Consider the following 21707-nt stretch of genomic DNA (forward strand, 5'->3'; position numbering starts at 1 on the left):
TGGTATCATAGCCCTGCATTCTGATCACCAAGGATACGCCATGCGACTGACCACCAAAGGCCGTTTTGCCGTTACCGCCATGCTGGATTTGGCTTTGCGCCAGGCCAATGGGCCGGTGACTTTGGCCGGCATTAGCGAACGTCAGCATATTTCGCTGTCGTATCTGGAACAGCTATTTGGCAAATTGCGCCGCCGCGAGCTGGTGGAAAGCGTGCGCGGCCCGGGTGGTGGTTATTGCCTCGCGCGCTCGGCCTGTACGATCACCATCGCCGAAATCATTCAGGCGGTGGACGAGCCCATCGATGCCACCCAATGTGGCGGCCGCGAAAATTGTCGCGATGAATCGCGCTGCATGACCCACGATTTGTGGACCGATCTGAATGCCACCATTCACGGCTTTTTGTCTGATGTCACCCTGGGTAGCCTGATTGAAAAACAGCAGGAAAAAGCCCGCCGCTGCACCAGCGACAACCCCAGCGTGATGAAAGACCAGCGCCATCTGCTTGGCGCCCATTAAACCGAGCTTATCTGAATTTGAATTTTCGTCCTGCACGAACCAACGCAGCGGAGCACACAGCATGACCCAGCAAAAACCGATCTATCTTGATTACTCTGCCACCACCCCGGTTGATCCGCGCGTGGCCGCCAAGATGATTCCGTACCTGACTGAAATGTTTGGCAACCCAGCCAGCCGCTCGCATCCGTTCGGCTGGGAATCGGAAGCCGCAGTCGAAGACGCGCGCGAACAAGTGGCGCAGCTGGTTAATTGCGACGCAAAAGAAATCGTCTGGACTTCGGGCGCGACCGAATCGATCAATCTGGCGATCAAAGGTGCCGCGCATTTTTACCAAACCCGCGGCAAACACATCATCACCGTGAAAACCGAGCACAAAGCCACGCTCGATACCGTGCGCGAGCTGGAACGCGAAGGCTTTGAAGCCACCTATATGGATGTGCAAGAAAACGGCCTGCTGGATCTGGAAGCCCTCAAAGCCGCCATCCGCCCAGACACCATCGTGATTTCGGTGATGTTCGTAAACAATGAAATCGGCGTGATTCAAGACATCGCCGCCATTGGCGAAATCTGCCGCGAGCGCGGGATTATTTTCCATGTCGATAGCGCGCAAGCCACCGGCAAAGTCGCGATTGATCTGGCCACCCTGAAAGTAGACCTGATGAGCTTCTCGGCGCACAAAACCTACGGCCCGAAAGGCGTGGGCGCACTGTATGTCCGCCGCAAACCGCGTGTCCGTCTGGAAGCACAAATGCACGGTGGCGGCCATGAGCGTGGTTTCCGCTCTGGTACTTTGGCTACGCACCAGATCGTGGGCATGGGTGAAGCTTTCCGCATCGCCCGCGAAGACATGGCCAGCGAAAACGCCCGCATCGGCGCGCTGCGCGATCGCCTGTGGAACGGCCTGAAAGAAATCGAAGAAGTGCACCTCAATGGCGATATGCAACAACGCGTGCCGCACAATCTGAACGTGAGCTTCAACTATGTTGAAGGCGAATCGCTGATTATGGCGCTGAAAGACCTGGCGGTATCGTCCGGCTCAGCCTGTACCTCTGCGTCGCTGGAGCCCTCTTACGTCTTGCGCGCCCTGGGCCGCTCTGATGAATTGGCGCATAGCTCAATCCGCTTCACCATCGGCCGCTTTACCACCGAAGCCGAAGTGGATTTCGCCATCAATCTGATCAAAGGCAAGATCGACAAGCTGCGGGCCTTGTCACCGCTGTGGGAAATGTACAAAGACGGCGTTGACCTCTCAACCATCGAGTGGGCTGCGCACTAAGTTGGGCCAGCGGGCGGCGCCACACCAGGCCCGCCCCACCCCAAGTGCTAGATGAAAAACTGAGCGAATCTGGAGAAACACAAAATGGCATACAGCGACAAGGTACTGGATCACTACGAAAATCCACGCAATGTGGGTTCCTTTGAAAAAGGCGACGACAGCGTGGGCACCGGCATGGTTGGTGCGCCGGCCTGTGGTGACGTGATGAAACTGCAGATCAAAGTAGGCGCTGATGGCGTGATTGAAGACGCCAAATTCAAAACCTACGGCTGTGGCTCGGCGATTGCCTCGTCGTCGCTGGTAACGGAATGGGTGAAAGGCAAGACGCTGGATGAAGCGCTGTCGATCAAAAACACCCAAATCGCCGAAGAGTTGGCGCTGCCACCGGTGAAAATTCACTGCTCGATCCTGGCCGAAGATGCCATCAAAGCAGCGGTGGATGACTACAAGAAAAAGCACGGTTAATCGTTTCACGCATACACAGGGTATCGGCCCGCAGGCCAATTGATTCATAGCCTGCCAGCCCATACCCCAAAGGGTAAGATCATGGCTTTAACATTGAGCGAGCGCGCGGCCAACCACGTGGCCAATTTTCTGCAAAAACGCGGCAAAGGGCTGGGTATTCGGCTGGCGGTGAAAACCTCAGGCTGTTCCGGCATGGCCTACAAGCTGGAATTTGTTGATGTGGAAAGCGATACCGATCTGCAATTTGAAAGCTATGGCGTAAAAATCTATACCGACGCCAAATCGCTGGCCTATCTGGATGGCACCGAGCTCGATTACACCAAAGAAGGCTTGAACGAAGGCTTTAAATTCAACAACCCGAACGTGAAAAACGAATGCGGGTGTGGCGAGAGCTTCAACGTTTAAGCCCAACACGCCAGCCTCGCCGCTGGCGTTTTACTGTTCCCTATCCGGTTTGCCATGATCGACTTCAGCCAAAGCCATTTCAGCCTGTTTGCCCTGCCCGAGCAATTTGCCCTTGATGGCAAAGCGCTGGATAGCCAGTATCGCGCCCGAGTGGCCGAATATCACCCCGATAAATTCGCCACCGCCGCCGATGCCGAGCGCCGCCTGTCTTTGCAAGCGGCCACGCATATCAATGAAGCCTACCAAACCCTGAAAGCGCCGCTCAGCCGCGCCCGCTATCTGCTGCTGCGCCATGGCGTCGATACGCAGGAAGAAACCAACACGGCCATGCCGATGGATTTCCTGATGGCACAAATGGAATGGCGGGAAGGCATTGCCGAGGCCAAGGCCAGCCAGAATGTCGATGCGCTCGAAAACCTCGCCCGTGAAATGCGCGCCGAAATCACCGCGCTGGAAGACACGCTGGCGCTGCAACTGGATCAGCTGCAGGATTTTGCCGCCGCTGCGCTCAGCGTGCGAAAATTACGTTTTATGGAAAAGCTGGATCAGGAAATCGGCGATGCGATTGAAGCTGTTTTGTATTAAACCCAGTGTGCATATCGCCTTTGCCATCATGCCAGGGTTTCTACTTTCCGCCTGTGCAAGTACTAACCAGCTTACGCCAGAAAAAACAAAGTCATTAGAGAGAAAAACGCCTCAATTTGAGTGCATCACAATTAATGACCAAACAAAAAGAACCACCGAAATTTCACATCGCATTGGCTGGCTACCATCAATTAGAAAGCACATGGGTTCGGATGTTAAATTTGCTGTAGATGCGCAATTAAATAGGCACTGTGAGCTCACAGAAATAAAGATGATTCAAAGTACAGGCAATAATGAACTGGATAAATCAATCATGAAAGATTTACGAGAAGTTCGTTTACCGATACAAGATTCAAACAAAGAAACAGAAAACATCAAAATTAGATTCAGCGAAGGCCCGTAATACCCCTTTTCGTTAGGTCCTCCATCATTTCGTTGAAGTAAAAAAGAGATAGAACATGGCTCTGCTGCAAATCGCCGAACCCGGCATGAGCGCCGCCCCTCACCAGCATCGTCTGGCGGTCGGCATTGATCTGGGCACCACCAATTCACTCGTGGCCACCGTTAAAAGCGGTAGCGCGGTCTGCCTGCCCGATCAGGACGGCCGCACCTTGCTGCCTTCGGTGGTGCATTACGGCGTGGATGGCGATTTGCTGGTGGGCCACAGCGCCCAAGCGCGGCAAAACGAAGACCCGGCCAATACGCTGGTGTCGGTGAAGCGCTTTATGGGCCGCGGTATCAATGACATTGCCGATTTGGCCACGCCGTACCGCTTTGTTGACGAGCCGGGCATGCTCAAATTGGTGACCCGCGCCGGGGTGAAAAGCCCGGTCGAAGTCTCCAGCGAAATTTTGCGCGCCCTGAAGCACCGCGCCGAAGACAGCCTCGGCGGCGAGCTGGTGGGCGCGGTAATTACCGTGCCGGCCTATTTTGACGACGCCCAGCGCCAAGCCACCAAAGATGCGGCCAAACTGGCGGGCCTGAATGTACTGCGCCTGTTGAACGAGCCGACCGCGGCCGCAATTGCCTATGGGCTGGATAATGCCGCCGAAGGCATTTACGTGATTTACGATCTGGGCGGCGGTACGTTTGATGTGTCGATTCTGGAGCTGACGCGCGGTGTGTTTGAAGTTCGCGCAACCTCCGGAGATTCACAACTGGGTGGTGATGATTTTGACCACCGCATTTATTGCTGGATTCTGGAACAAGCCGATCTGCATGGCCCAAATGCGCAAGATCAGCGGCTGTTGCTCACCCGTGCGCGCGAAGCCAAAGAAGCGCTCACCGATCACGCGCAAACGCAGATTACCGCCGTGCTCTCGGATGGCGCCATTATTGATCTGACCCTCAGCGCCGAGCAGTTTCACAGCATGACCGCGCATCAGGTGAACAAAACCCTGCTGCCGGTGAAAAAAGCCCTGCGCGATGCCAAATTGCGCATCGAAGACATCAAGGGCGTGGTATTGGTGGGTGGCGCGACCCGTATGCCGCATGTGCGCAAAGCGGTGCGCGAATTGTTCGGCCAAGAGCCGCTGACTAACCTCGACCCGGATAAAGTCGTGGCGATTGGCGCGGCGATTCAGGCCAATGTGCTGGCCGGCAATAAGGGCGACGATGAATGGCTGCTGCTGGATGTAATTCCACTCTCGCTCGGCCTGGAAACGATGGGTGGCCTGGTGGAGAAAGTCATCCCGCGCAATAGCACCATCCCGACCGCACGCGCACAGGAATTCACCACCTTTAAAGATGGCCAAACCGCGATGGCGATTCATGTGCTGCAAGGTGAGCGCGAGCTGGTGAGCGATTGCCGCAGCTTGGCGCGCTTTGAGCTGCGCGGCATTCCACCAATGGTGGCGGGCGCAGCGCGCATTCGCGTGACTTTCCAAGTGGATGCCGATGGCCTGCTATCCGTGTCAGCGCGCGAGCAATCCACCGGTATCGAAGCCAGCATTGCCGTGAAACCTTCGTACGGTTTATCGGATGACGAAATCAGCCGCATGCTGACCGAATCGATGACGCACGCCAAAGACGACATCCAAGCGCGCAAACTGGCTGAAGCTCGCGTGGAAGCCGATAGCATTATTCAAGCAGTTGAAATCGCGCTGGCTAGCGATGGCGCGCTGCTCAATGCCAGCGAAACGGCCGAAATTAGTGCGGCGATTGCCGCCCTGCGCAGCGCCATTGCCGGCGAAAGCGCCGAGGCGATTACCGCCGCCACCGAACAACTGAACCAAACCACTGGCGAATTTGCCAGCCGCCGGATGGATGCCGCCATCAAGCGCGGGCTGGCCGGCCAGCGAATTTCCGATATTTGATTGCCTCGCGCAAGGAAAACACCATGACCCAGATCGTGATTTTGCCCCACGCCGTACTCTGCCCCGAAGGCGCGGTACTGGACGTTGAACCCGGCACCACCATTTGCGATGCGCTCTTGGCCAACGAGATTGAAATCGAACACGCCTGCGAGAAATCCTGCGCCTGTACCACCTGCCATGTGCTGGTGCGCGAAGGCTTTGATAGCCTGAACGAAGCTGATGAGCTGGAAGAAGATCAGCTCGATAAAGCCTGGGGGCTGGAATCATGCTCGCGGCTCTCGTGCCAGGCCGTCGTGGCCGACACCGAGCTGGTGGTGGAGCTGCCGAAATACACCATCAATCACGCCCGCGAACACCACTAAGCCGAATCGATGTATCGTCTGCCAAGCTCTTATATACAGGGCATAGCAGGCATTACCCCCAAGGAGTATCAGCATGAAATGGACCGACAGCCGTGACATCGCCATCGAACTGGTCGAAAAGTACCCCGATATCGACCCGAAAACCGTGCGCTTTACCGATCTGATGCAATGGGTGCTGGAGCTGGAAGGCTTTGATGATGATCCCAAGCATTGCGGTGAAAAAATCCTCGAAGCAATCCAGCTGATGTGGATGGACGAGGCAGAATAAGCGCCAACCAGCGAGCACGATACCAAGCACTATACGGGTATTTATGGGCAGACAAGCCCAGCGACAGTCCCTACACTCCAGCGCGTAAACTCGGGTTTGGCGCCGCATCTTTGTCACAGCGTGAGGCTAAACTCACGCTGTTTTTATTCGTATGCGCTAATATACTTTATCCGCCTGGCATGTAACTCCAAATGGCTTCCGTACCTCTTTCATCCCTGCAATTAATCCGCCAGGCGCGTAGCGACCTCGCCCCCCTGCTGGCCGACCCGCTCGCGGCCGAGAATTTTGGCGCTGGCGTCGCCAGCATTGTGCAGCTGATTCAGCGCGCCTGCCAGCAATCGGCCGAGGTTTCGCTCGCTACCATGCTGCTGGAGCTCGATACCCCCTACCCGATTCGCCATGCGGTGGACGTGGCCATTGTGGCGGAGCTATCGCTGAATAATCTTGGGCAAGATGCGATGGCGCGCAGCTCGGTTTTGGCCGCGGCACTGACCATGAATCTGGGGATGCACGCGCTCGAATCGATGCTGGCCGAGCAAACCGGGCCGCTCACGCCCGAGCAGCGCGCCCAAATGCAGGCCCACCCGCAAATCGGCCGTGATCAGCTGCGGATGCTGGGCGTCTCGGATTTACAGTGGCTCACCTGCGTGGAGCAACATCACGAAGCGCCCGATGGCACTGGCTATCCGCGCAAACTCAAAGGCAGTGAAATTACCTTTGAAGCCCGCCTGCTGGGGCTGGCTGATCGCTATTGCGCAATGCTGGCCAATCGCAGCTATCGCCGCCGCCAGCTGGCCGATTCGGCGATGTTTACCACCCTCAATAGCGGCGCGGGTAGCTTGGATCAGAAACTGGCGCAGCTGTTTTTATCGACGCTGGGTCTGTACCCACCGGGCAGTATCGTGCATTTAATCAATGGCGAAACCGGCGTGGTGGTTCGCCGCGGCAAACTTGATAGCACCCCGCTGGTGTTGGCGCTGTTTGATACACATGATCAACTCCTGCCCAATCCGGTGCTGCGCAACACAGCCGATTTTGACTTTACCGTGGTCAACGTACTCGATAGCCGGATTATCGCCGGACAAATGCCGCTTGATAGCATTTGGGGCGTGGCAGGTAAAGCCTGAAATTAATCAGCCCCCTCAAAACACAAAAGCGGCCACTGGCCGCTTTTGTTTTGCCCGACTCTGAGTCACTGGGATTATTTCGCCATCGGCTGGCTGGCCATCCGCTCTTTGCGGCGCTGTTCGCGCTCCGCGCGCATATTTTCATGCGCGGCTTTGCGTTCAGCTTCAGACAGAACGCCATCTTTGTTGGTGTCCATTTTATCGAAGCGCTCTTCCATTTTTTTCAGAAAGTCGGCCTTGGTAATGTCGCCTTTGAAATGGTCATGTTTGCCGGCTGGCTGCTCGGCCATAGCCAGCGGGGATAAAACCAGACCACTCGCGAGGGCGGCAATAGCTACGATTTGACGCATTGGATTCTCCTTAAGCAGCGCACCATGCGCTTGTGTGATATAACGCTGCACGCCTCTGATCCGTTGACAAGGAAGACCACAATGAATTTTGCCGAACAACTGGCCCAATTGCCGACCGTAGACCACCTCGCCGCGCTGGAATTACTGCATGGCGAAGAAGTGGTGGCGCGGATTGAAAACAAACCCGGTCAGGCCGGCAGCCTGCGGGTGTATCACGCGCTGTTTCAAGAGTTTGGCGCCATCAGCGATATCGCTGCGCAAAAAGCGCTGCGTATTTATGCCGAGCACACCACCGACGCCGAAGCCAATCCGGGTAAGCATCCGAATATCGATCGTCTGTTCCCGCTCGCAGCCGGGGCTACACCGCTGGCCGTACGCCTGATCGCGGCTTAAGAACTACTCAATGCGCAATAAAAAAGACCGCCGTGGCGGTCTTTTTTATTGCTGTCCACGCTGGTCGGCGACAGCTTATTCAACACTGCTCGGCGCGGCCTTTTTCGGCAGGAATAAGGCGGCGATTTGTGGGCCGCGTTTAGGCAGCTTGGGCAAATCGCTTGGGAAGGCCGGAATATCCTGCGCATCGCGGCTCGCCCGCGATGGCATACGCTCACCGCCTCGTTCCGCGGTGCGTTCTGGACGCTCGCTGCGCTCACCGCGTTCGCCCCGTTCACGGCGCTCGCTACGGTTACCACGTTCCGCCCGCTCATCAATCAGCTGCACCGTGCCCGGCGAGAAGCCTGGTACCGGCACCAATTGCAGCTCTTTTTTCAGCAGGGCCTTAATACCGGCAAACGATTTTTCTTCTTCGGGCGCAACCAATGAAATCGCCACCCCGGTCGCCCCGGCCCGACCGGTACGGCCGATGCGGTGCACGTAATCTTCGGGATTGGTCGGCAATTCAAAGTTCACCACGAACGGCAGATCGGTCACATCCAGCCCACGCGCGGCCACATCGGTGGCCACCAAGACCTGCAATTCACCAGCTTTAAATTTATTCAGCGCTTCGGTACGGGCTTTTTGATCGCGATCGCCGTGAATGGCCTCGCAGACAAAGCCCGTGCGACGCAGCTCGCGGGAAACCTGCTCGGCGCCAATTTTGGTGCGGCAGAAGACAATCACCTGACTCATCTGGTGAATGCGGATCAGATGCGCCAGCAGCGCGCGTTTGCGGCCGGTTTCGACCGGATGCAATTCTTGCTTCACCGATTCGTTGGCCGAATTCTGGCGCGCGACTTCAATCTTCACCGGATTGCGCATGAAATCGTTGGACAATTTCACGATTTCAGGGGCGAAAGTCGCCGAGAACAGCAGCGTTTGTTTGCGGCTGGTACACAGCTTAAAGATTTCGCGAATATCAGGAATAAAGCCCATATCCAGCATGCGATCGGCTTCATCCAGCACAATGATCTCAACTTGCGAGAGATTGATGTTTTTTTGCTGGATATGATCAAGCAGCCGGCCCGGGGTGGCCACCAAGATTTCGACCCCGGCCCGCAGGGCAGGAATCTGGCCTTTGATATCGACCCCGCCATACACCACATGGCTGCGTAAGCCGGTGTGTTTGCTGTACAGCGCCACATTGTCGTAAACCTGATCGGCCAGCTCACGCGTCGGCGTCAGCATCAGTACCCGCGTGGGGTGGCGGGCGGGCGACACGCTGGTATTGGCGTGGCGCATCATGCGGGTCAGAATCGGCAGCGTGAAGGCGGCGGTTTTACCGGTACCGGTTTGCGCGGCACCCAGCACATCCTGCCCGGTGATCACCACCGGAATCGCCTGCTGCTGAATCGGGGTTGGGTTTTCGTAGCCCTGCTCGGCAACTGCCTTCAGTACTTCAGGCGCAAGGCCAAGCGTTGCAAATGTCATACCCACACTACTCCGACTAATCAAACAATAAAGGCGGAACTTTACACGATGATGGCCCCCCTGAACACCGTTTACTGCTGTTAGATCAACGAAATAAGCCGATTTTCTGCCCTACACGGCAACTGTGCCGGCCTCATGCCAGCCCCAGCCACCGGCGAGCTTGGCTTGCCGTAGCGCAATTAAATCGGCCCCCGCTGCCCACAGCAGCAGAAAACCTCGTACACTCACGGCATTCAGTTTGAAGGAGCCCAACCATGTATGACACTGCCCGCGAATATCTGACTACCATCCGCGATCTGCATCGGTTTGCGGTCAGCCGGTTCAATGCCGCCGAGCTGTTTTATGGCCACGGCACCAGCGAAGCCTGGGATGAAGCGGCCTATCTGATCCTCGCCACCTTGAAACTGCCGATCGATCGGCTGGAGCCAGTGTTTGATGCCCGGCTACTGCCCGAAGAAGTCGAACTGGTGCTCAATGTACTGCAAGAGCGCGTCGTCACTCGCAAACCTGCAGCCTATCTGACCAAAGAAGCCTATCTGGGTGACTTTAAATTTTATGTGGATGAGCGAGTGATTGTGCCGCGCTCGTTTATTGCCGAAATCTTGCTCAATGGCGGGCTGGAACCATGGATTGAATATCCAGAGCTCGTTCACAACGCGCTGGATCTGTGTACCGGCTCAGGTTGTCTCGCCATTCTGATGGCGCATGCCTTCCCAGATGCGGCCATCGATGCGGTGGATCTGTCGGCCGATGCGCTGGATGTGGCGGAAATCAATGTGTTGGATTATGGCCTGGGTGATCGCGTTGATCTGCTGGATTCAGATCTCTTTGATGCGGTGCAGGACATGAGCTATGACCTGATCATCTCCAACCCGCCGTATGTCGATGCGCATAGCGTGGAAGAGCTGCCACCGGAATACCTGCACGAGCCGGAAATGGCCTTGGGCAGCGGGGAAGATGGGCTGGATATTACCCGCCGTATTCTGGCCGAAGCCAGCGCCCGCCTAAATCCGCAAGGCGTGCTGGTGGTGGAAATTGGCCACAATCGCGAGGTGCTGGAAGAGCAATTCCCAACTCTGCCGTTTGTCTGGCTGCCCACCGAATCGGGCGATGGCTTTGTCTTCCTGCTCACGCGCGAAATGCTGGTTGAAGCGGGCCTTTAAGCCCAAATCGCGCAGTGACCGGCCAGCCTTCGGGCTGGCTTTTTTGTGCGCCACACCATTGACTTGTCATATTCTTTCTGAAACTGCATTGATTTTTAACAAACCATGCAAGCTTTGATTGCGACGCACCAAAGCTGGGCATATACTTGGCGGTACTTATATTGCGTCGAGCTGACCCATGCTGGAATTTCTGGTTATCACCTTAATCGTGCTTGCCTGTTTGCCCTTTATTCCGTGGTCGCGCTTTGGTAAAAAGAAATCCTTGCTGGATCAAAGCCTCAGTGCTTATACCACCCAGTCTGGCCCGATTGATGGCAACGATTAATTAATACCCTCCCTCGTATTACCTTCAAAGCTATACATCAAAATCTCTACAGCCCAATACCCTTTAAAACAATAAGTTCAGCTGTAGCTTGGGCAGGAAGCGGCGTAAAATACCGCCGCTTATGAGCCCCACTTCCCCTCACCACCTTTTGCAGCACGTCTTTGGCTACCGCGCTTTTCGCGGCATGCAGGAAGACATCGTCCAGACCCTGTGCCGGGGCGAGGATGCGCTAGTCCTGATGCCCACTGGCGGCGGCAAATCGCTGTGCTATCAAATCCCCGCGCTCGCCCGCCCCGGCTGCGCGGTAGTGATTTCGCCGCTGATCGCCTTAATGCAGGATCAGGTGCAAGCGTTGCAAGAGTTGGGGGTAGCCGCGGCTTATCTCAATTCAACACTGGATGCCGCTGGCAGCCGGGAAGTAGAGCGGCAGTTTCTGGCCGGCGAGCTTAAGCTGCTGTACGTGGCGCCCGAGCGCCTGCTCACACCGCGCTTTTTAGCCTTGCTGCGTGAAGCGCAGCTGGCGCTGTTTGCGATTGACGAAGCCCATTGCGTCTCACAATGGGGGCATGATTTCCGCCCTGAATACCTCGGGCTGTCGCTGCTGGCAGATGAATTTCCGCACATTCCGCGCATAGCCCTTACCGCGACCGCCGATCACAGCACCCGGCTGGAAATGCAGCAGCGGCTGCGGCTGGAAAACGCGCGCGAGTTTGTCGATAGCTTTGATCGGCCCAATCTGCGCTACACCATGGTCGAAAAAAAAACCTCGCGCGATCAGCTGCTCACCTTTCTGCGCCGCGAGCATGAAGGTGATTCGGGGATTGTTTATTGCCTTTCACGCAAACGGGTGGAAGACACAGCCGCATGGCTGCGCAGCAAGGAAATTCGCGCCCTGCCCTATCATGCCGGGCTTGATGCCAGCACCCGCGCCAAACATCAGCAGATCTTCCTGCGTGAAGAAGGCGTGGTGATGGTGGCCACCATTGCATTTGGCATGGGCATCAATAAGCCGGATGTACGCTTTGTCGCGCATCTGGATTTACCCAAATCAATCGAGAACTACTATCAGGAAACCGGCCGCGCGGGTCGCGATGGCTTGCCGGCCAATGCTTGGCTGGCCTATGGACTGAATGATGTCATGCTGCTGGCCGAGATGATAATGCAAGGCGGCAGCAGTGAAGAGCAAAAGCAAGTCGAGCGACGCAAGCTCGATGCCATGCTAGGGCTGGTGGAAACCACCGAATGCCGCCGGCAAGTGCTGCTGGCCTATTTTGGCGAGCAAACCGCCCCCTGCGGCAATTGCGATAATTGCCTGAATCCGCCCCAGCTGGTGGAAATGACCGAAGCGGCGCGCAAGGCGCTTTCGTGCGTCTATCGCACCGGCAATAAATTTGGCGTCGGGCATTTGGTGGATGTTTTGCGCGGCAAACACAGCAGCAAAGTTGCCGAATACTTGCATGACCGGACCAGCACCTTTGGCATCGGTAAAGACATCGACGAAGCGAGCTGGCGCGCCGTGTTTCGGCAGCTATTGGCCAAAGGCGCGCTGCAGCTATGCCCAGCCGGCCACGGTGGGCTTGAGCTCACTGACAGCGCCCGCCCCTATCTCAAGGGTGAAATACCCTTGTATTTGCGCGCGCGCAGCGAGAAATTTAGCTACCGCGACAAAGACAGCGAATTTGCCAGCCCCGCCGATCAGGCCTTGTGGCAAGCGCTACGCAAATTGCGCAAGCAGCTGGCGGACGAACAAAACGCACCGGCGTACCATATTTTTGGCGACGCCACGCTCAAGGAAATGGTGCGCTTGCGCCCGCAGGATCACTACGAGCTCTCGCGCATCAGCGGCGTGGGTGACCGCAAACTGGATAAATACGGCGATGCGTTTTTACGTGCCTTGCGCGAGCACTAGGCCCCCGCGAGGCGTTTGATATTGGCTAGCGATTGAGCGGTTTAAGCCGTAATGGCCGCGCGTTGCTGCGCCTGATAGCGCTGGATAGCGTGCAGTAAAGCCGGCTCATCCGCCACCCCGGTTTGCGCCACCTGGCTCACCAGATAGAAGATCGCAAAATACGCCAAGCGCAGCCGCACCGCACGATCCAAGCCGGCTTTTTGCAGGTAATTGCTCAAGAGCTTCATATCTGGCCGCACCAGATCCAGCTGCACCAAATCCAGCTCGCAATGGCTAAAGCGGACCAAGCCCGGGTCAATCACCCCGCACAGGCGGTGGGTTTCGGCGTCCACCAAGAAATTGGCCGCATGCGCATCGCCATGAATCACGCTGCTGAGGGTATGGTTCGATAAGGGCAGGCAGGCAAAATCGCCAATCAGCGCCAGCAAGTGCTCACGCAGCGGCTGGCTTAGGCATTCGCTGGCCGCGGCGCTGTGTAACCAGGTCTGCCGCAAACCCAGATCAACCTGATAAGCGCTGGCAAAATCGGCATGCCAGTGGCCGGTTTCATCCTGAAAACCGCGCTCGCAGCTAATTGCGTGCAAGCGGCGCAGCCAATCGACAAATTCATCCGCAAAACGGTCGATTTCCACCGGCGATTCCAGCTCATGGCTGGCCGGCATGCCGGCAATCTGGGTCAGAATCAGCGCTTCGCCGCGCTCGCCGGGCTGATGCAAGGCAATCACCTCGGGCAGTGGCTGATCAACCAGATAGCGGCGCAGTGTAGTCAGCGCCTCGGCTTCGCGGGCGGCCTGACCGGGTTGGCGATAGCATTTCAGCACCGCGCGTAAACGGCCCACCTGCACCAGATACACATCGGCCTGAAAACCGGTAATTTTTTCCACCCGGCTGGCCACGCCACCCAGATAGCGCTGGCACAGGCTTTCCACCTGGCCTGGTTCGACGATGAACATGGCAACCCCCGCGACAATCATTCAGGGTGAGAATGCGCCCAGCCTGTGACAGGCGTTTTGCGCTGGCACAAACTTTTTGCACAAAACCCCCACCGCTAAAGCCGTGAGGACGGCGAAGCAGCCCGCTTATTCGCGCAGCATGAGTACCGGCGAAGTGCGCGCCAGTGCCCATAGCCGCCGCCAAACCGTAAGGCCACTCAAGGCCATACCGGCCACAATCGAGGCCAGTGGCAGCCAAACATTGAATACCCACGGCAGTTTCAGCACCGCCGTGGCCACATACCAAGCGCCCAGCGCAGCTAAAGTACCCGCCAGCAAGCCAGCCAGCGCCCCCAGCAGCAGGCTTTCTAGCCACCAGATCCGGGCAATACGGGCGGTGCTGGCGCCCAGCGCACGCATCAGCGCTGCCTCGCGCCGCCGCTCGCTATCGTTGGTTTCCAGCGCCGCCAGTAATACCGTCAGCCCCGCCAGTACACACATCACAAACACCAGCCGCAATGCGCTCGACGCCAGCGTAATCACTGTTTCAACCTGCGCCAGTACCTGCCCCACATCAATGATGGTGAGATTCGGCATACCGCGCACCAATTGCGGCACCAGCGTGCGCTGCGCGGGCGGCAAATAGAAACTACTAATCCGGCTACTAGGCAGATCGCGTAACAGCTGCTCGGAGCCCACCACAAAGAAATTGGCACGGAACGAGCCCCAATTTACCGCGCGCAGATTAATCACCGGCGCAGTCACCGGCGTGCCGGCAATATCAAAGGTGAGCTGATCGCCAATTTTAATGCCCAGCAGCACCGCCAGCTCCTGCTCCACCGACCAGCCCGGCACAGCGGCATTCAGCGCTGGACCTTGTACCCGCTGATTATCGGCGCGCTCGTCTTCGCCCCAGGAGAGATTAAACTCGCGCTCGGACAGGCGCTGCGCGCGGGGCTCGCTATACTGCAACGGCTGTACCGGCTGCTGATTGTGCAAAGTCCAGCGCCCGCGGATCATCGGCTGCACTTTGGGCGCGGGCAAACCCGCCGCCGCAAATTGGGCATTAAAGGTGGCGATCTGCTCGGGCTGCAGATTAATCACAAAATGATTGGGCGCTTCGGGTGGCACTTGCGCACGCCAAGCCTGCAATAAATCACTCTGCACCACGGTAAGTAGCCACAAGCCGCACAGCCCCAACGTTAGGGCCGCGAGCTGGGCCAGCAGTAAGCCGGGTTGGCGCAGCATCTGCCGCAGCGCCAAACGCGCACTGCCTTGCCAGCGCCAGCGCTGCAGGGCTTGCAGCAGCAACCAGCCCAAGGCAGCCAACAGCAGCAGCGCGCCCAACATACTCCCACCCACTATCACCGCCAGCTTTATATCCTTAGCGATCTGCAGCAAGATACCCATCATGGCGAGTAGCGTCAGCGCGTATTGCCAGAACCAATGCACATCGACGGTCAATTCACGGCGCAACACACGCAGCGGTGGCGTACGGGCTAGGCTCAGCAATACCGGCCCCGCTGCGCCCAGCAGCAACACCAAGCCCAGCGCACTGGCCCAAAGCCAAGGCCACAGACTGGCGGGCGGCAAAGGTGCGGGCAACTGCGCAGCAATCAGCCACAGCAAGCCCGCTTGCGCCAGCCAGGCCAACGCGCCGCCGGCCAGCGCCGCCACACCCGCCAGCAGCAGCATTTGCGCCAGCATCAGCGCGCGCACGCGCCGCTGGCTGGCACCCAGCGTACGCAGCAAGGCCACGGTATCAAAATGCCGCAGCGCAAAGCGCCGAGCGGCCAGCACAATCGCCACCGCTGCCAATACACCGGCTAGCAAAGAGGCCAGCCGCAAAAAGCGTTCGGCGCGCTCGATGGCTTCTTTGAGCTCCGGCCGGCTTTCGCGGGAGTTTTCAATGGCCTCGCCGCGCCCCAGCTGCGGCTGCGCCGCCGCCAGCCAAGCATTCACCGCCGCCGGCTCACCAGCCAGCAGCAAGCGATATTTCACCCGGCTGCCAAAGCCCAGCAAACCACTGGCCGGCAAATCGGCAGCATTGATCATCAGCCGCGCCTGCAGGCTGGAAAAATCAAAGGCCGCATCCGGCTCGCGCATGATGATGTCGCGCACGGTGAGCTGCAATTGCCCGACTTTGAGCTGCTGCCCCACCTGGATTTGCAATACATCGCGCAAGCGCGCATCAATCAGCGCTTCGCCCGGCTGCGGGGCTTGCGTAGCTCCACTTTGCAGGCTGAGTTGCCCCCGTAAAGGGTAAGCCGCCCCCACGGCTTTCACCGAAGCGAGACTTGCCTGCGGGCCAAAGCTCACCATCGAGGGGAAGATCGCCATCTCGGCACTGGCCAGCCGCTGTTGGGCGGCTAGGCTGGCAAACTTAGGCGGGATCGGATGATCGCTACTGAGCACGGCATCCGCCGCTTGCAGCTCGCTGGCTTGCCCGAGTAATTGCCGCTCCACCCGTTCGGTGAGCATGCCCACCGCGGTTAAGGCGGCAATGGCAATGATCAGCGCCAGCAGCAAGGTTTTGTATTCGCCAGCGGCAAGGCTGCGGCGAAATAGCCGCGCGGTGAGCCGCAGCTGACTCAATATGCCGGCGCTCATGCCGCCTGCTCCAGTGCCGCGGTTTGCGCCGGCACCTGCCAGTCGATCATCTGCCCGGCTTGCAGGCGCAATTGATGGCTGCAGCGCTGCGCCAGCGTGTCGTCATGCGTCACCAGCACCAGCGTGGTGCCCATTTCGCGATTCAGAGCAAACAGCAAATCAGCCACCACCGCCCCAGTGGCCGAATCCAGACTGCCGGTCGGCTCATCGGCAAACAAGATCTGTGGCCCCGGCGCAAACGCCCGCGCCAGCGCCACCCGCTGTTGCTCACCGCCAGAGAGCTGCCGCGGCAGGTGATGCAAGCGATGCCCCAGCTCCACCCGCTCTAGCCATTGCAGGGCCTGCGCCTCGGCGCCGCGCACGCCAGCCAGCTCCAGCGGCAGCATCACGTTTTCCAGCGCGGTGAGCTCGGGCAGTAATTGAAATGACTGAAACACAAAACCGGCGCAGCGCCCGCGCACTGCGGCGCGGCCATCTTCATCCAGTGTTTGCAGTGCAGCCCCAGCGAGGATGACTTCGCCTACGCTGGGTGTATCCAACCCAGCCAGCAAGGCCAAGAGGCTCGATTTACCGGAGCCCGAGCGCCCTACCACCGCTAAACTGGCCCCAGTGGGGACACTAAAGCTGATCTCGTGCAAAATAGTGAGCTTCTCGCCTTCACTGCTGACGGTTTTACCGAGCTGGCGGGCCTGCAAAATATCTGGAGTTGCACTCATGCTGATTCAGTTCCTATCGGTGTTGCGTCGTTGGGGCCTGCTGGCCTGCACCTTGGCGCTGCTGGCGCCTAGCGCTATGGCCAAAAGCACCGAGGTGATTCTGGTGTTTGGCGACAGCCTTTCGGCCGGTTATGGCATTGCCCAGCAGCAGGCATGGCCTGCCTTGCTGGAGCAAAAACTACAACAACAAGGCCGGCCCATGCGGGTGGTGAATGCCAGTGTCTCTGGTGAAACGACTGCTGGCGGGCTCACAAGGTTCCCGGCGGCTTTAAAACAGCATCGCCCGCGCTGGGTGATTCTGGCGCTGGGCGCCAATGATGGCCTGCGCGGTCTGCCAGTGAGCGCCATGCAAAACAATCTAAGACAGATGATTCAAGCCGCGCGCCAAGCCGGGGCCAAAGTGCACCTGGTGGGCATGCAAATGCCGCCCAATTACGGCGCCGACTATACCCGCCAGTTTGCCGCGGTGTTTCCGGCGCTGGCCAAGCAATATCAGCTGAGCCTGAGCCCGTTTTTACTGGCGCCCGTGATCCAAACCCCTAGCTATTTTCAGGCCGATCAACTCCACCCCACGGCGGCGGCCCAGCCTTTGCTGCTCAATTACGTGCTGCAAAACTTCAAACCCTAAGCGGCGCTATTCAGCCATGGGTATTGATCTGCAAGCATTATCAAGCAAGGCTTTCAGATCAATACCCCGAAGCACCTACCGATAAAAAAACGCCATCTGGCTCAGGGCAAGATGGCGTTGTGTGTTGGGGCGGGCTGTCGCTTACTGCGGCAGCGGTGCCAGTGGCTGTACCAACTTCACCACCCGCTCAACGCCGGACACCGAAGCGGCGATTTGCGCGGCACGATCGGCCAGCTGTGGGCTACTCATGCCCAGCAAATACACCACTTTGCGGTCGGTAATCACCTGAATATGCACAGCCTGCGCGTCACCACCATTCGTCAACATGGCAGTTTTAACGCGAGTACTGAGTTGGCTGTCATTCAGTCGATCAGCCATGCTCGATGGTGGCGCTTGCACCACATCATTAAACACCCGCGTAGTTTGGCTAAAGCTGCGTGCCAGTTGTTCGACGCGCGCTTTGGCGGCCGCATCAGGCACTTCACCAGTCAGCAAGACCTGACCGTTGAAGGTGTTCACATTCACATGCGCCCGCTCTTTGAATTCATCAATGATTTTGGCGCTGATATTGGCGCCGAGCGAGGTATCTTCGGTAATGGTTTTGGTTGGGCGCGGATCAGAACCGATCCAGGCCCCCATGGCCACGCCGCCGACCACCACCAAAGGCACGCACGCACTCAGGCCCAAACTTACGGCCAGAATGCCGATAGTGAGCGCCCGTTTCAGTTGCACCGCCATTAATCGCCCCCCAGCAAGGTAAAGTCGACCGCATCGCACAAAGCGTGAATCGCGGTAATGTGCACTTCCTGAATCCGCGCGGTGCGCTGATGAGGTACACACAAATGCACATCATCACCCACCAGCAGGTCGGCAATTTGCCCACCGTCGCGGCCGGTAAAGGCAATCACGCTCATGCCCCGATCATGTGCAGCATGAATAGCCGAGATGACATTGGCTGAATTGCCCGAGGTAGAAATCGCCACCAGAATATCGCCAGCGCGGCCCAAAGCATGCACTTGCTTAGAAAAGACCATATCAAAGTCGTAGTCGTTGGCAATTGCGGTGAGCGCTGAAGAATCAGTCGTCAGGGCAATCGCCGGCAAACCCGGGCGCTCGCGTTCGAAGCGGCCGACCATTTCAGCCGCAAAATGCTGGGCATCCGCCGCCGAGCCCCCATTGCCACAAGCCAGGATCTTGCCATCGGCAATCAGCGCCTGCACCACTTTCTCGGCCGCCAGCGCAATGGCGGGGCTGAGGACCTCCAACGCGGCCTGTTTGGCGGCGATGCTTTCTTCGAAATGCTGCTGAACGCGTTGAATCAGATCCATAGGGTTTCCTTTCGTGTATCTGCCCGCTCGCCGGCGGGCGCGGTGTGGTTTAACCACTTATACAGTTTTTAATCCAGTGCAAGGCCTCGCCTTCAATGCAGATCGCATCAAAACGGCAGGGCGGCACTTGCGGTAATTGTTGCAAATACTGCTGGGCGCTGGCCCACCAGCGGGCTTGCTTGGCCGGGGTAATACTGGCGGCAGCCCCACCAAAACGGTTAGAGCGCCGCATGCGCACTTCGATAAATACCAGCATTGGCCCATCAAAGGCAATCAGGTCGATCTCGCCCTGCCGGCATTGCCAGTTGCGGGCCACGATACGCAGGCCCTGGGCCTGCAGATATTCAGCCGCCCGTGTTTCAAAGGCCTGGCCTTTATTGTTCATTCACCACCGCGGGAGCTGCCGCTTCTGGCGCGACTTCGGCAGAGCCACTGGCGCTGGCGGGTTTACGCCCCATCACGCGCACCACTGATTCGCGGTTTACCACATTATCAGGGCTTAAAGTCAACACGCCGGTCAGGCCTTCCAGCCGTTCAAAACGCTGCCCCGTACTTAAGATGGCGGCGATTCGCCAGGCATCAACCCCCAAGGCGAACAATCGTTCCAAATCATTGGCGCTTGAACGGGTGCGATTATACAGTGCATAGCCCTCGCTATCGGGCGCCGCGAGCCAAGGCATATCCAGATATTTCACGCCAGCCAGATCAACCAGCGTGGTGGCGGGTAAACGGCCGGGGTTGATTTGATTGCTGGCATACACGGCGCGCTCATTGCCCACAAAGGGCCGTACCACGCGGGCCGATTTGGCATCCATAGCCAAAAACACCGCATCTGGCAGCGCGTCATTGAGCTGCTGACGAATTTCGGGGGCATCACGGCGCGGATTCGCCACCCGGATCACCAGCGGCTCGCTACCGTGAATTTCCCGCCAGGCATTGCTAAAACCTTGCGCCAGGCGTTGGCCGATACTGTCATTGGTTTGCAAAATCACCGGCTGGCGGCCACCCTCTTGCCGCACCAGCATGGCCGTTGCGGCGGCATCGCTCTCCACCCCCAGGCCAAAGCTGTAGAGCTGACTCTGCGGCAACGTAGTCGGATCAAACCCATTCAGGGCCACGGTGGGGACTTTCAGCTCACTGCTGTCGGCCAGATAATTAATCGCCGATTTGGTCAGCGGGCCAATCACCGCGATGGCGCCGCCATCTACCGCGCGCTGGTATTGTGCTTTGATGTCTTCTTCTTTATCGGTGGTATCAATCACGCGTACCAAGGGCACTTCGGCGCCACCATGCACGCGCTCGGCCGCCAACACACCGGCCCGAATGCTATCAACCGCCGGCTTAAAGGCCTTGGCCTGCCCCGGCAACAGCAAGGCGATATAGCCGTTGACCGGTCGGCTGGCACTCTCACTCTCGGTTGCCGCAGTGGCCGAGCCGGCCAGCGCCCCGTATAGTAGAGCCCCGGCAGCCAGTGTTCGGCCTGCTGTAGCCCAAAATGCGTGGCGCCATTGCAATCGGCCGCCAAGGAGAGTTGTGAAGTGCATAAGCCTGAGTATCCTGTCAGCAAGTCTGCATTATATGTGGTCGCTACCCCGATCGGTAATCTTGGTGATATTACCGAGCGTGCGTTGGCGGTTTTGCGTCAGGCCGATGTGATCGCCGCCGAAGACACTCGCGTCACCGGCCAGCTGCTTAAGCAATTTGGCATCAATACCCCACTGATGTCGGTGCGCGAGCATAACGAACGGGCGATGGCTGAACGGATTATCGAGCGCCTTGCCGCCGGCGATACTATCGCTCAGGTATCCGATGCCGGCACCCCGGCGGTATCCGACCCCGGCGCGGTCCTCGCGGCCGCGGTGCATGCGGCTGGCTTTAACGTGATTCCGATTCCTGGCGCCTCTGCCCTTACGACCGCCCTATCGGCCAGTGGTTTCACCGCGCCACACAGTCTGTTTTATGGTTTTTTGCCGCCGAAAAGCAAGCAGCGCCGTGATGCGCTCGCGCCTTTGGTTGGCCACCCCTATCTCACCGTGTTTTATGAGGCACCGCATCGCATTGCCGAATGTGTAGCCGACCTCGCCGCGATGTTTGGCCCCGAACGTGAAGCCGTGTTGGCACGGGAGCTGACCAAAACCTTTGAAACCATCCGCCGCATGCCACTGGGCGAGCTGGCCACCTGGATTGCCAGCGACAGCAATCAGCAACGCGGCGAAGCCGTCATCGTGGTCGATGCCGCGCCGCCCGCGCCCGCCGTCGAAGGCGAATCCTTTGATTACCTGCTGCAACCCCTGCTGGCCGAATTACCACTGAAGCAGGCGGTGGCACTGGCACAAAGCATCAGCGGTGCGCCGCGCAATACGCTGTACGAACGCGCTTTGCAGCTTAAAAAAGCCGCCGAATAAACGCACAGCAGAAATATTTGGCTTAAACCCTTGCCAAGCGCGGTTTAAGTAGCTAATATGCCGCTTCTACGTTGCACCTGCCCAGGTGGCGAAATGGTAGACGCAGGGGACTCAAAATCCCCCGCCGCAAGGTGTGTCGGTTCGAGTCCGACCCT

The 21707-nt window shown here is 58.1% G+C and carries 25 protein-coding genes; 16 read left to right on the forward strand and 9 right to left on the reverse strand.

The features are described 5' to 3' along the window. Positions 1-40 precede the first annotated feature (40 nt). The 10 genes from iscR (at position 41) to L991_RS11900 (ending at position 7320) form a co-directional block, all read left to right on the forward strand. Positions 41-517 carry a Fe-S cluster assembly transcriptional regulator IscR gene (iscR, locus tag L991_RS11860; protein WP_028448660.1) on the forward strand — a complete coding sequence of 159 codons (477 nt, stop codon included), beginning with the start codon at positions 41-43 and terminating at the stop codon, positions 515-517. Positions 518-578: 61 nt separating this feature from the next. Further along, positions 579-1793, forward strand: a complete 1215-nt coding sequence (locus tag L991_RS11865; protein ID WP_028448659.1) for an IscS subfamily cysteine desulfurase — start codon at positions 579-581, stop codon at positions 1791-1793. Positions 1794-1877: 84 nt separating this feature from the next. After that, positions 1878-2258, forward strand: coding sequence for a Fe-S cluster assembly scaffold IscU (gene iscU / locus L991_RS11870; protein WP_028448658.1), 381 nt, complete (start codon positions 1878-1880; stop codon positions 2256-2258). A gap of 81 nt (positions 2259-2339) precedes the next feature. Further along, positions 2340-2663, forward strand: coding sequence for an iron-sulfur cluster assembly protein IscA (gene iscA, locus L991_RS11875; RefSeq protein ID WP_028448657.1), 324 nt, complete (start codon positions 2340-2342; stop codon positions 2661-2663). A 54-nt stretch (positions 2664-2717) separates the two neighbouring features. Further along, positions 2718-3248: a Fe-S protein assembly co-chaperone HscB gene (gene hscB, locus L991_RS11880; protein ID WP_047395624.1), complete on the forward strand. Its 531-nt coding sequence runs from the start codon at positions 2718-2720 to the stop codon at positions 3246-3248. Then, complete coding sequence (locus L991_RS17320; RefSeq protein WP_156129061.1) at positions 3223-3651, forward strand: hypothetical protein; 429 nt, start codon at positions 3223-3225, stop codon at positions 3649-3651. The genes hscB and L991_RS17320 overlap by 26 nt, the downstream gene beginning before the upstream one ends. A gap of 55 nt (positions 3652-3706) precedes the next feature. Beyond that, a complete protein-coding gene (gene hscA / locus L991_RS11885) occupies positions 3707-5563 on the forward strand; it encodes a Fe-S protein assembly chaperone HscA (protein WP_047395627.1) in 1857 nt (618 codons plus the stop codon). A 23-nt stretch (positions 5564-5586) separates the two neighbouring features. After that, a complete protein-coding gene (fdx, locus tag L991_RS11890; protein ID WP_047395630.1) occupies positions 5587-5925 on the forward strand; it encodes an ISC system 2Fe-2S type ferredoxin in 339 nt (112 codons plus the stop codon). A gap of 73 nt (positions 5926-5998) precedes the next feature. After that, on the forward strand, positions 5999-6193 hold the full coding sequence (gene iscX / locus L991_RS11895) for a Fe-S cluster assembly protein IscX (RefSeq protein ID WP_028448653.1): 195 nt from the start codon (positions 5999-6001) through the stop codon (positions 6191-6193). A gap of 191 nt (positions 6194-6384) precedes the next feature. Next, positions 6385-7320, forward strand: coding sequence for an HD-GYP domain-containing protein (locus L991_RS11900; RefSeq protein ID WP_052190840.1), 936 nt, complete (start codon positions 6385-6387; stop codon positions 7318-7320). Positions 7321-7394: 74 nt separating this feature from the next. Here the strand turns inward: L991_RS11900 and L991_RS11905 are convergent, their stop codons facing one another. Further along, positions 7395-7670 (reverse strand): hypothetical protein, encoded by a 276-nt coding sequence (locus tag L991_RS11905; RefSeq protein WP_047395632.1) that lies wholly within the window; start codon positions 7668-7670, stop codon positions 7395-7397. A gap of 81 nt (positions 7671-7751) precedes the next feature. On the opposite strand from L991_RS11905, the gene L991_RS11910 reads away from it, so the two are divergent. Next, positions 7752-8063, forward strand: coding sequence for a DUF2322 family protein (locus L991_RS11910; RefSeq protein ID WP_028448651.1), 312 nt, complete (start codon positions 7752-7754; stop codon positions 8061-8063). 75 nt (positions 8064-8138) lie between these two features. Here the strand turns inward: L991_RS11910 and L991_RS11915 are convergent, their stop codons facing one another. Next, a complete protein-coding gene (locus L991_RS11915) occupies positions 8139-9536 on the reverse strand; it encodes a DEAD/DEAH box helicase (RefSeq protein ID WP_047395635.1) in 1398 nt (465 codons plus the stop codon). Between the two features lie 254 nt (positions 9537-9790). Here L991_RS11915 and prmB point away from each other — a divergent pair, with 254 nt between their 5' ends. The 3 genes from prmB (at position 9791) to recQ (ending at position 12933) form a co-directional block, all read left to right on the forward strand. Next, positions 9791-10699 carry a 50S ribosomal protein L3 N(5)-glutamine methyltransferase gene (gene prmB / locus L991_RS11920; RefSeq protein WP_028448649.1) on the forward strand — a complete coding sequence of 303 codons (909 nt, stop codon included), beginning with the start codon at positions 9791-9793 and terminating at the stop codon, positions 10697-10699. A gap of 178 nt (positions 10700-10877) precedes the next feature. Beyond that, complete coding sequence (locus L991_RS17325; RefSeq protein ID WP_156129062.1) at positions 10878-11024, forward strand: hypothetical protein; 147 nt, start codon at positions 10878-10880, stop codon at positions 11022-11024. A gap of 121 nt (positions 11025-11145) precedes the next feature. Next, positions 11146-12933 carry a DNA helicase RecQ gene (gene recQ, locus L991_RS11925; RefSeq protein WP_047395638.1) on the forward strand — a complete coding sequence of 596 codons (1788 nt, stop codon included), beginning with the start codon at positions 11146-11148 and terminating at the stop codon, positions 12931-12933. 41 nt (positions 12934-12974) lie between these two features. Here recQ and L991_RS11930 read toward each other — a convergent pair whose 3' ends face one another. The 3 genes from L991_RS11930 to L991_RS11940 form a co-directional block, all read right to left on the reverse strand. Further along, positions 12975-13886, reverse strand: coding sequence for a phosphotransferase (locus L991_RS11930; protein WP_197053877.1), 912 nt, complete (start codon positions 13884-13886; stop codon positions 12975-12977). A gap of 126 nt (positions 13887-14012) precedes the next feature. Continuing rightward, positions 14013-16475: an ABC transporter permease gene (locus L991_RS11935; RefSeq protein ID WP_052190841.1), complete on the reverse strand. Its 2463-nt coding sequence runs from the start codon at positions 16473-16475 to the stop codon at positions 14013-14015. Continuing rightward, on the reverse strand, positions 16472-17191 hold the full coding sequence (locus L991_RS11940) for an ABC transporter ATP-binding protein (protein WP_028448645.1): 720 nt from the start codon (positions 17189-17191) through the stop codon (positions 16472-16474). The genes L991_RS11935 and L991_RS11940 overlap by 4 nt, the downstream gene beginning before the upstream one ends. Between L991_RS11940 and L991_RS11945 the strand changes: the two genes are divergently transcribed. Then, the gene (locus tag L991_RS11945) at positions 17190-17819 is read left to right on the forward strand and encodes an arylesterase (RefSeq protein WP_197053878.1); all 630 of its coding nucleotides are present in this window, start codon (positions 17190-17192) and stop codon (positions 17817-17819) included. The two genes, L991_RS11940 and L991_RS11945, sit on opposite strands and share 2 nt — an antisense overlap. 141 nt (positions 17820-17960) lie before the next feature. Here the strand turns inward: L991_RS11945 and L991_RS11950 are convergent, their stop codons facing one another. The 4 genes from L991_RS11950 to L991_RS11965 are packed head-to-tail and all read right to left on the reverse strand — an operon-like array spanning position 17961 to position 20691. Further along, positions 17961-18557, reverse strand: coding sequence for a BON domain-containing protein (locus L991_RS11950; protein WP_052190842.1), 597 nt, complete (start codon positions 18555-18557; stop codon positions 17961-17963). Continuing rightward, entirely contained in the window at positions 18557-19147 is a 591-nt protein-coding gene (locus L991_RS11955) for a phosphoheptose isomerase (RefSeq protein WP_028448643.1), read from the reverse strand. Before L991_RS11955 ends, L991_RS11950 begins: the two co-directional genes overlap by 1 nt. Before the next feature lie 49 nt (positions 19148-19196). Further along, the gene (locus L991_RS11960; RefSeq protein ID WP_047395644.1) at positions 19197-19532 is read right to left on the reverse strand and encodes a YraN family protein; all 336 of its coding nucleotides are present in this window, start codon (positions 19530-19532) and stop codon (positions 19197-19199) included. After that, a complete protein-coding gene (locus L991_RS11965; protein ID WP_081986650.1) occupies positions 19522-20691 on the reverse strand; it encodes a penicillin-binding protein activator in 1170 nt (389 codons plus the stop codon). The genes L991_RS11960 and L991_RS11965 overlap by 11 nt, the downstream gene beginning before the upstream one ends. Here L991_RS11965 and rsmI point away from each other — a divergent pair. After that, positions 20686-21552, forward strand: a complete 867-nt coding sequence (rsmI, locus tag L991_RS11970; protein WP_231550546.1) for a 16S rRNA (cytidine(1402)-2'-O)-methyltransferase — start codon at positions 20686-20688, stop codon at positions 21550-21552. The two genes, L991_RS11965 and rsmI, sit on opposite strands and share 6 nt — an antisense overlap. Positions 21553-21707: the final 155 nt, after the last annotated feature.

Origin of the sequence: Chitinibacter sp. ZOR0017, from assembly GCF_000799095.1 — a bacterium.
Lineage (GTDB): Bacteria > Pseudomonadota > Gammaproteobacteria > Burkholderiales > Chitinibacteraceae > Chitinibacter > Chitinibacter tainanensis.

Coding starts and splice junctions, on each gene's coding strand:
- iscR (WP_028448660.1), top strand. CDS start 41: ATGCGACTGACCACCAAAGGCCGTTTTGCCGTTACCGCCATGCTGGAT.
- L991_RS11865 (WP_028448659.1), top strand. CDS start 579: ATGACCCAGCAAAAACCGATCTATCTTGATTACTCTGCCACCACCCCG.
- iscU (WP_028448658.1), top strand. CDS start 1,878: ATGGCATACAGCGACAAGGTACTGGATCACTACGAAAATCCACGCAAT.
- iscA (WP_028448657.1), top strand. CDS start 2,340: ATGGCTTTAACATTGAGCGAGCGCGCGGCCAACCACGTGGCCAATTTT.
- hscB (WP_047395624.1), top strand. CDS start 2,718: ATGATCGACTTCAGCCAAAGCCATTTCAGCCTGTTTGCCCTGCCCGAG.
- L991_RS17320 (WP_156129061.1), top strand. CDS start 3,223: ATGCGATTGAAGCTGTTTTGTATTAAACCCAGTGTGCATATCGCCTTT.
- hscA (WP_047395627.1), top strand. CDS start 3,707: ATGGCTCTGCTGCAAATCGCCGAACCCGGCATGAGCGCCGCCCCTCAC.
- fdx (WP_047395630.1), top strand. CDS start 5,587: ATGACCCAGATCGTGATTTTGCCCCACGCCGTACTCTGCCCCGAAGGC.
- iscX (WP_028448653.1), top strand. CDS start 5,999: ATGAAATGGACCGACAGCCGTGACATCGCCATCGAACTGGTCGAAAAG.
- L991_RS11900 (WP_052190840.1), top strand. CDS start 6,385: ATGGCTTCCGTACCTCTTTCATCCCTGCAATTAATCCGCCAGGCGCGT.
- L991_RS11905 (WP_047395632.1), bottom strand. CDS start 7,670: ATGCGTCAAATCGTAGCTATTGCCGCCCTCGCGAGTGGTCTGGTTTTA.
- L991_RS11910 (WP_028448651.1), top strand. CDS start 7,752: ATGAATTTTGCCGAACAACTGGCCCAATTGCCGACCGTAGACCACCTC.
- L991_RS11915 (WP_047395635.1), bottom strand. CDS start 9,536: ATGACATTTGCAACGCTTGGCCTTGCGCCTGAAGTACTGAAGGCAGTT.
- prmB (WP_028448649.1), top strand. CDS start 9,791: ATGTATGACACTGCCCGCGAATATCTGACTACCATCCGCGATCTGCAT.
- L991_RS17325 (WP_156129062.1), top strand. CDS start 10,878: ATGCTGGAATTTCTGGTTATCACCTTAATCGTGCTTGCCTGTTTGCCC.
- recQ (WP_047395638.1), top strand. CDS start 11,146: ATGAGCCCCACTTCCCCTCACCACCTTTTGCAGCACGTCTTTGGCTAC.
- L991_RS11930 (WP_197053877.1), bottom strand. CDS start 13,886: ATGTTCATCGTCGAACCAGGCCAGGTGGAAAGCCTGTGCCAGCGCTAT.
- L991_RS11935 (WP_052190841.1), bottom strand. CDS start 16,475: ATGAGCGCCGGCATATTGAGTCAGCTGCGGCTCACCGCGCGGCTATTT.
- L991_RS11945 (WP_197053878.1), top strand. CDS start 17,190: ATGCTGATTCAGTTCCTATCGGTGTTGCGTCGTTGGGGCCTGCTGGCC.
- L991_RS11940 (WP_028448645.1), bottom strand. CDS start 17,191: ATGAGTGCAACTCCAGATATTTTGCAGGCCCGCCAGCTCGGTAAAACC.
- L991_RS11950 (WP_052190842.1), bottom strand. CDS start 18,557: ATGGCGGTGCAACTGAAACGGGCGCTCACTATCGGCATTCTGGCCGTA.
- L991_RS11955 (WP_028448643.1), bottom strand. CDS start 19,147: ATGGATCTGATTCAACGCGTTCAGCAGCATTTCGAAGAAAGCATCGCC.
- L991_RS11960 (WP_047395644.1), bottom strand. CDS start 19,532: ATGAACAATAAAGGCCAGGCCTTTGAAACACGGGCGGCTGAATATCTG.
- L991_RS11965 (WP_081986650.1), bottom strand. CDS start 20,691: ATGCACTTCACAACTCTCCTTGGCGGCCGATTGCAATGGCGCCACGCA.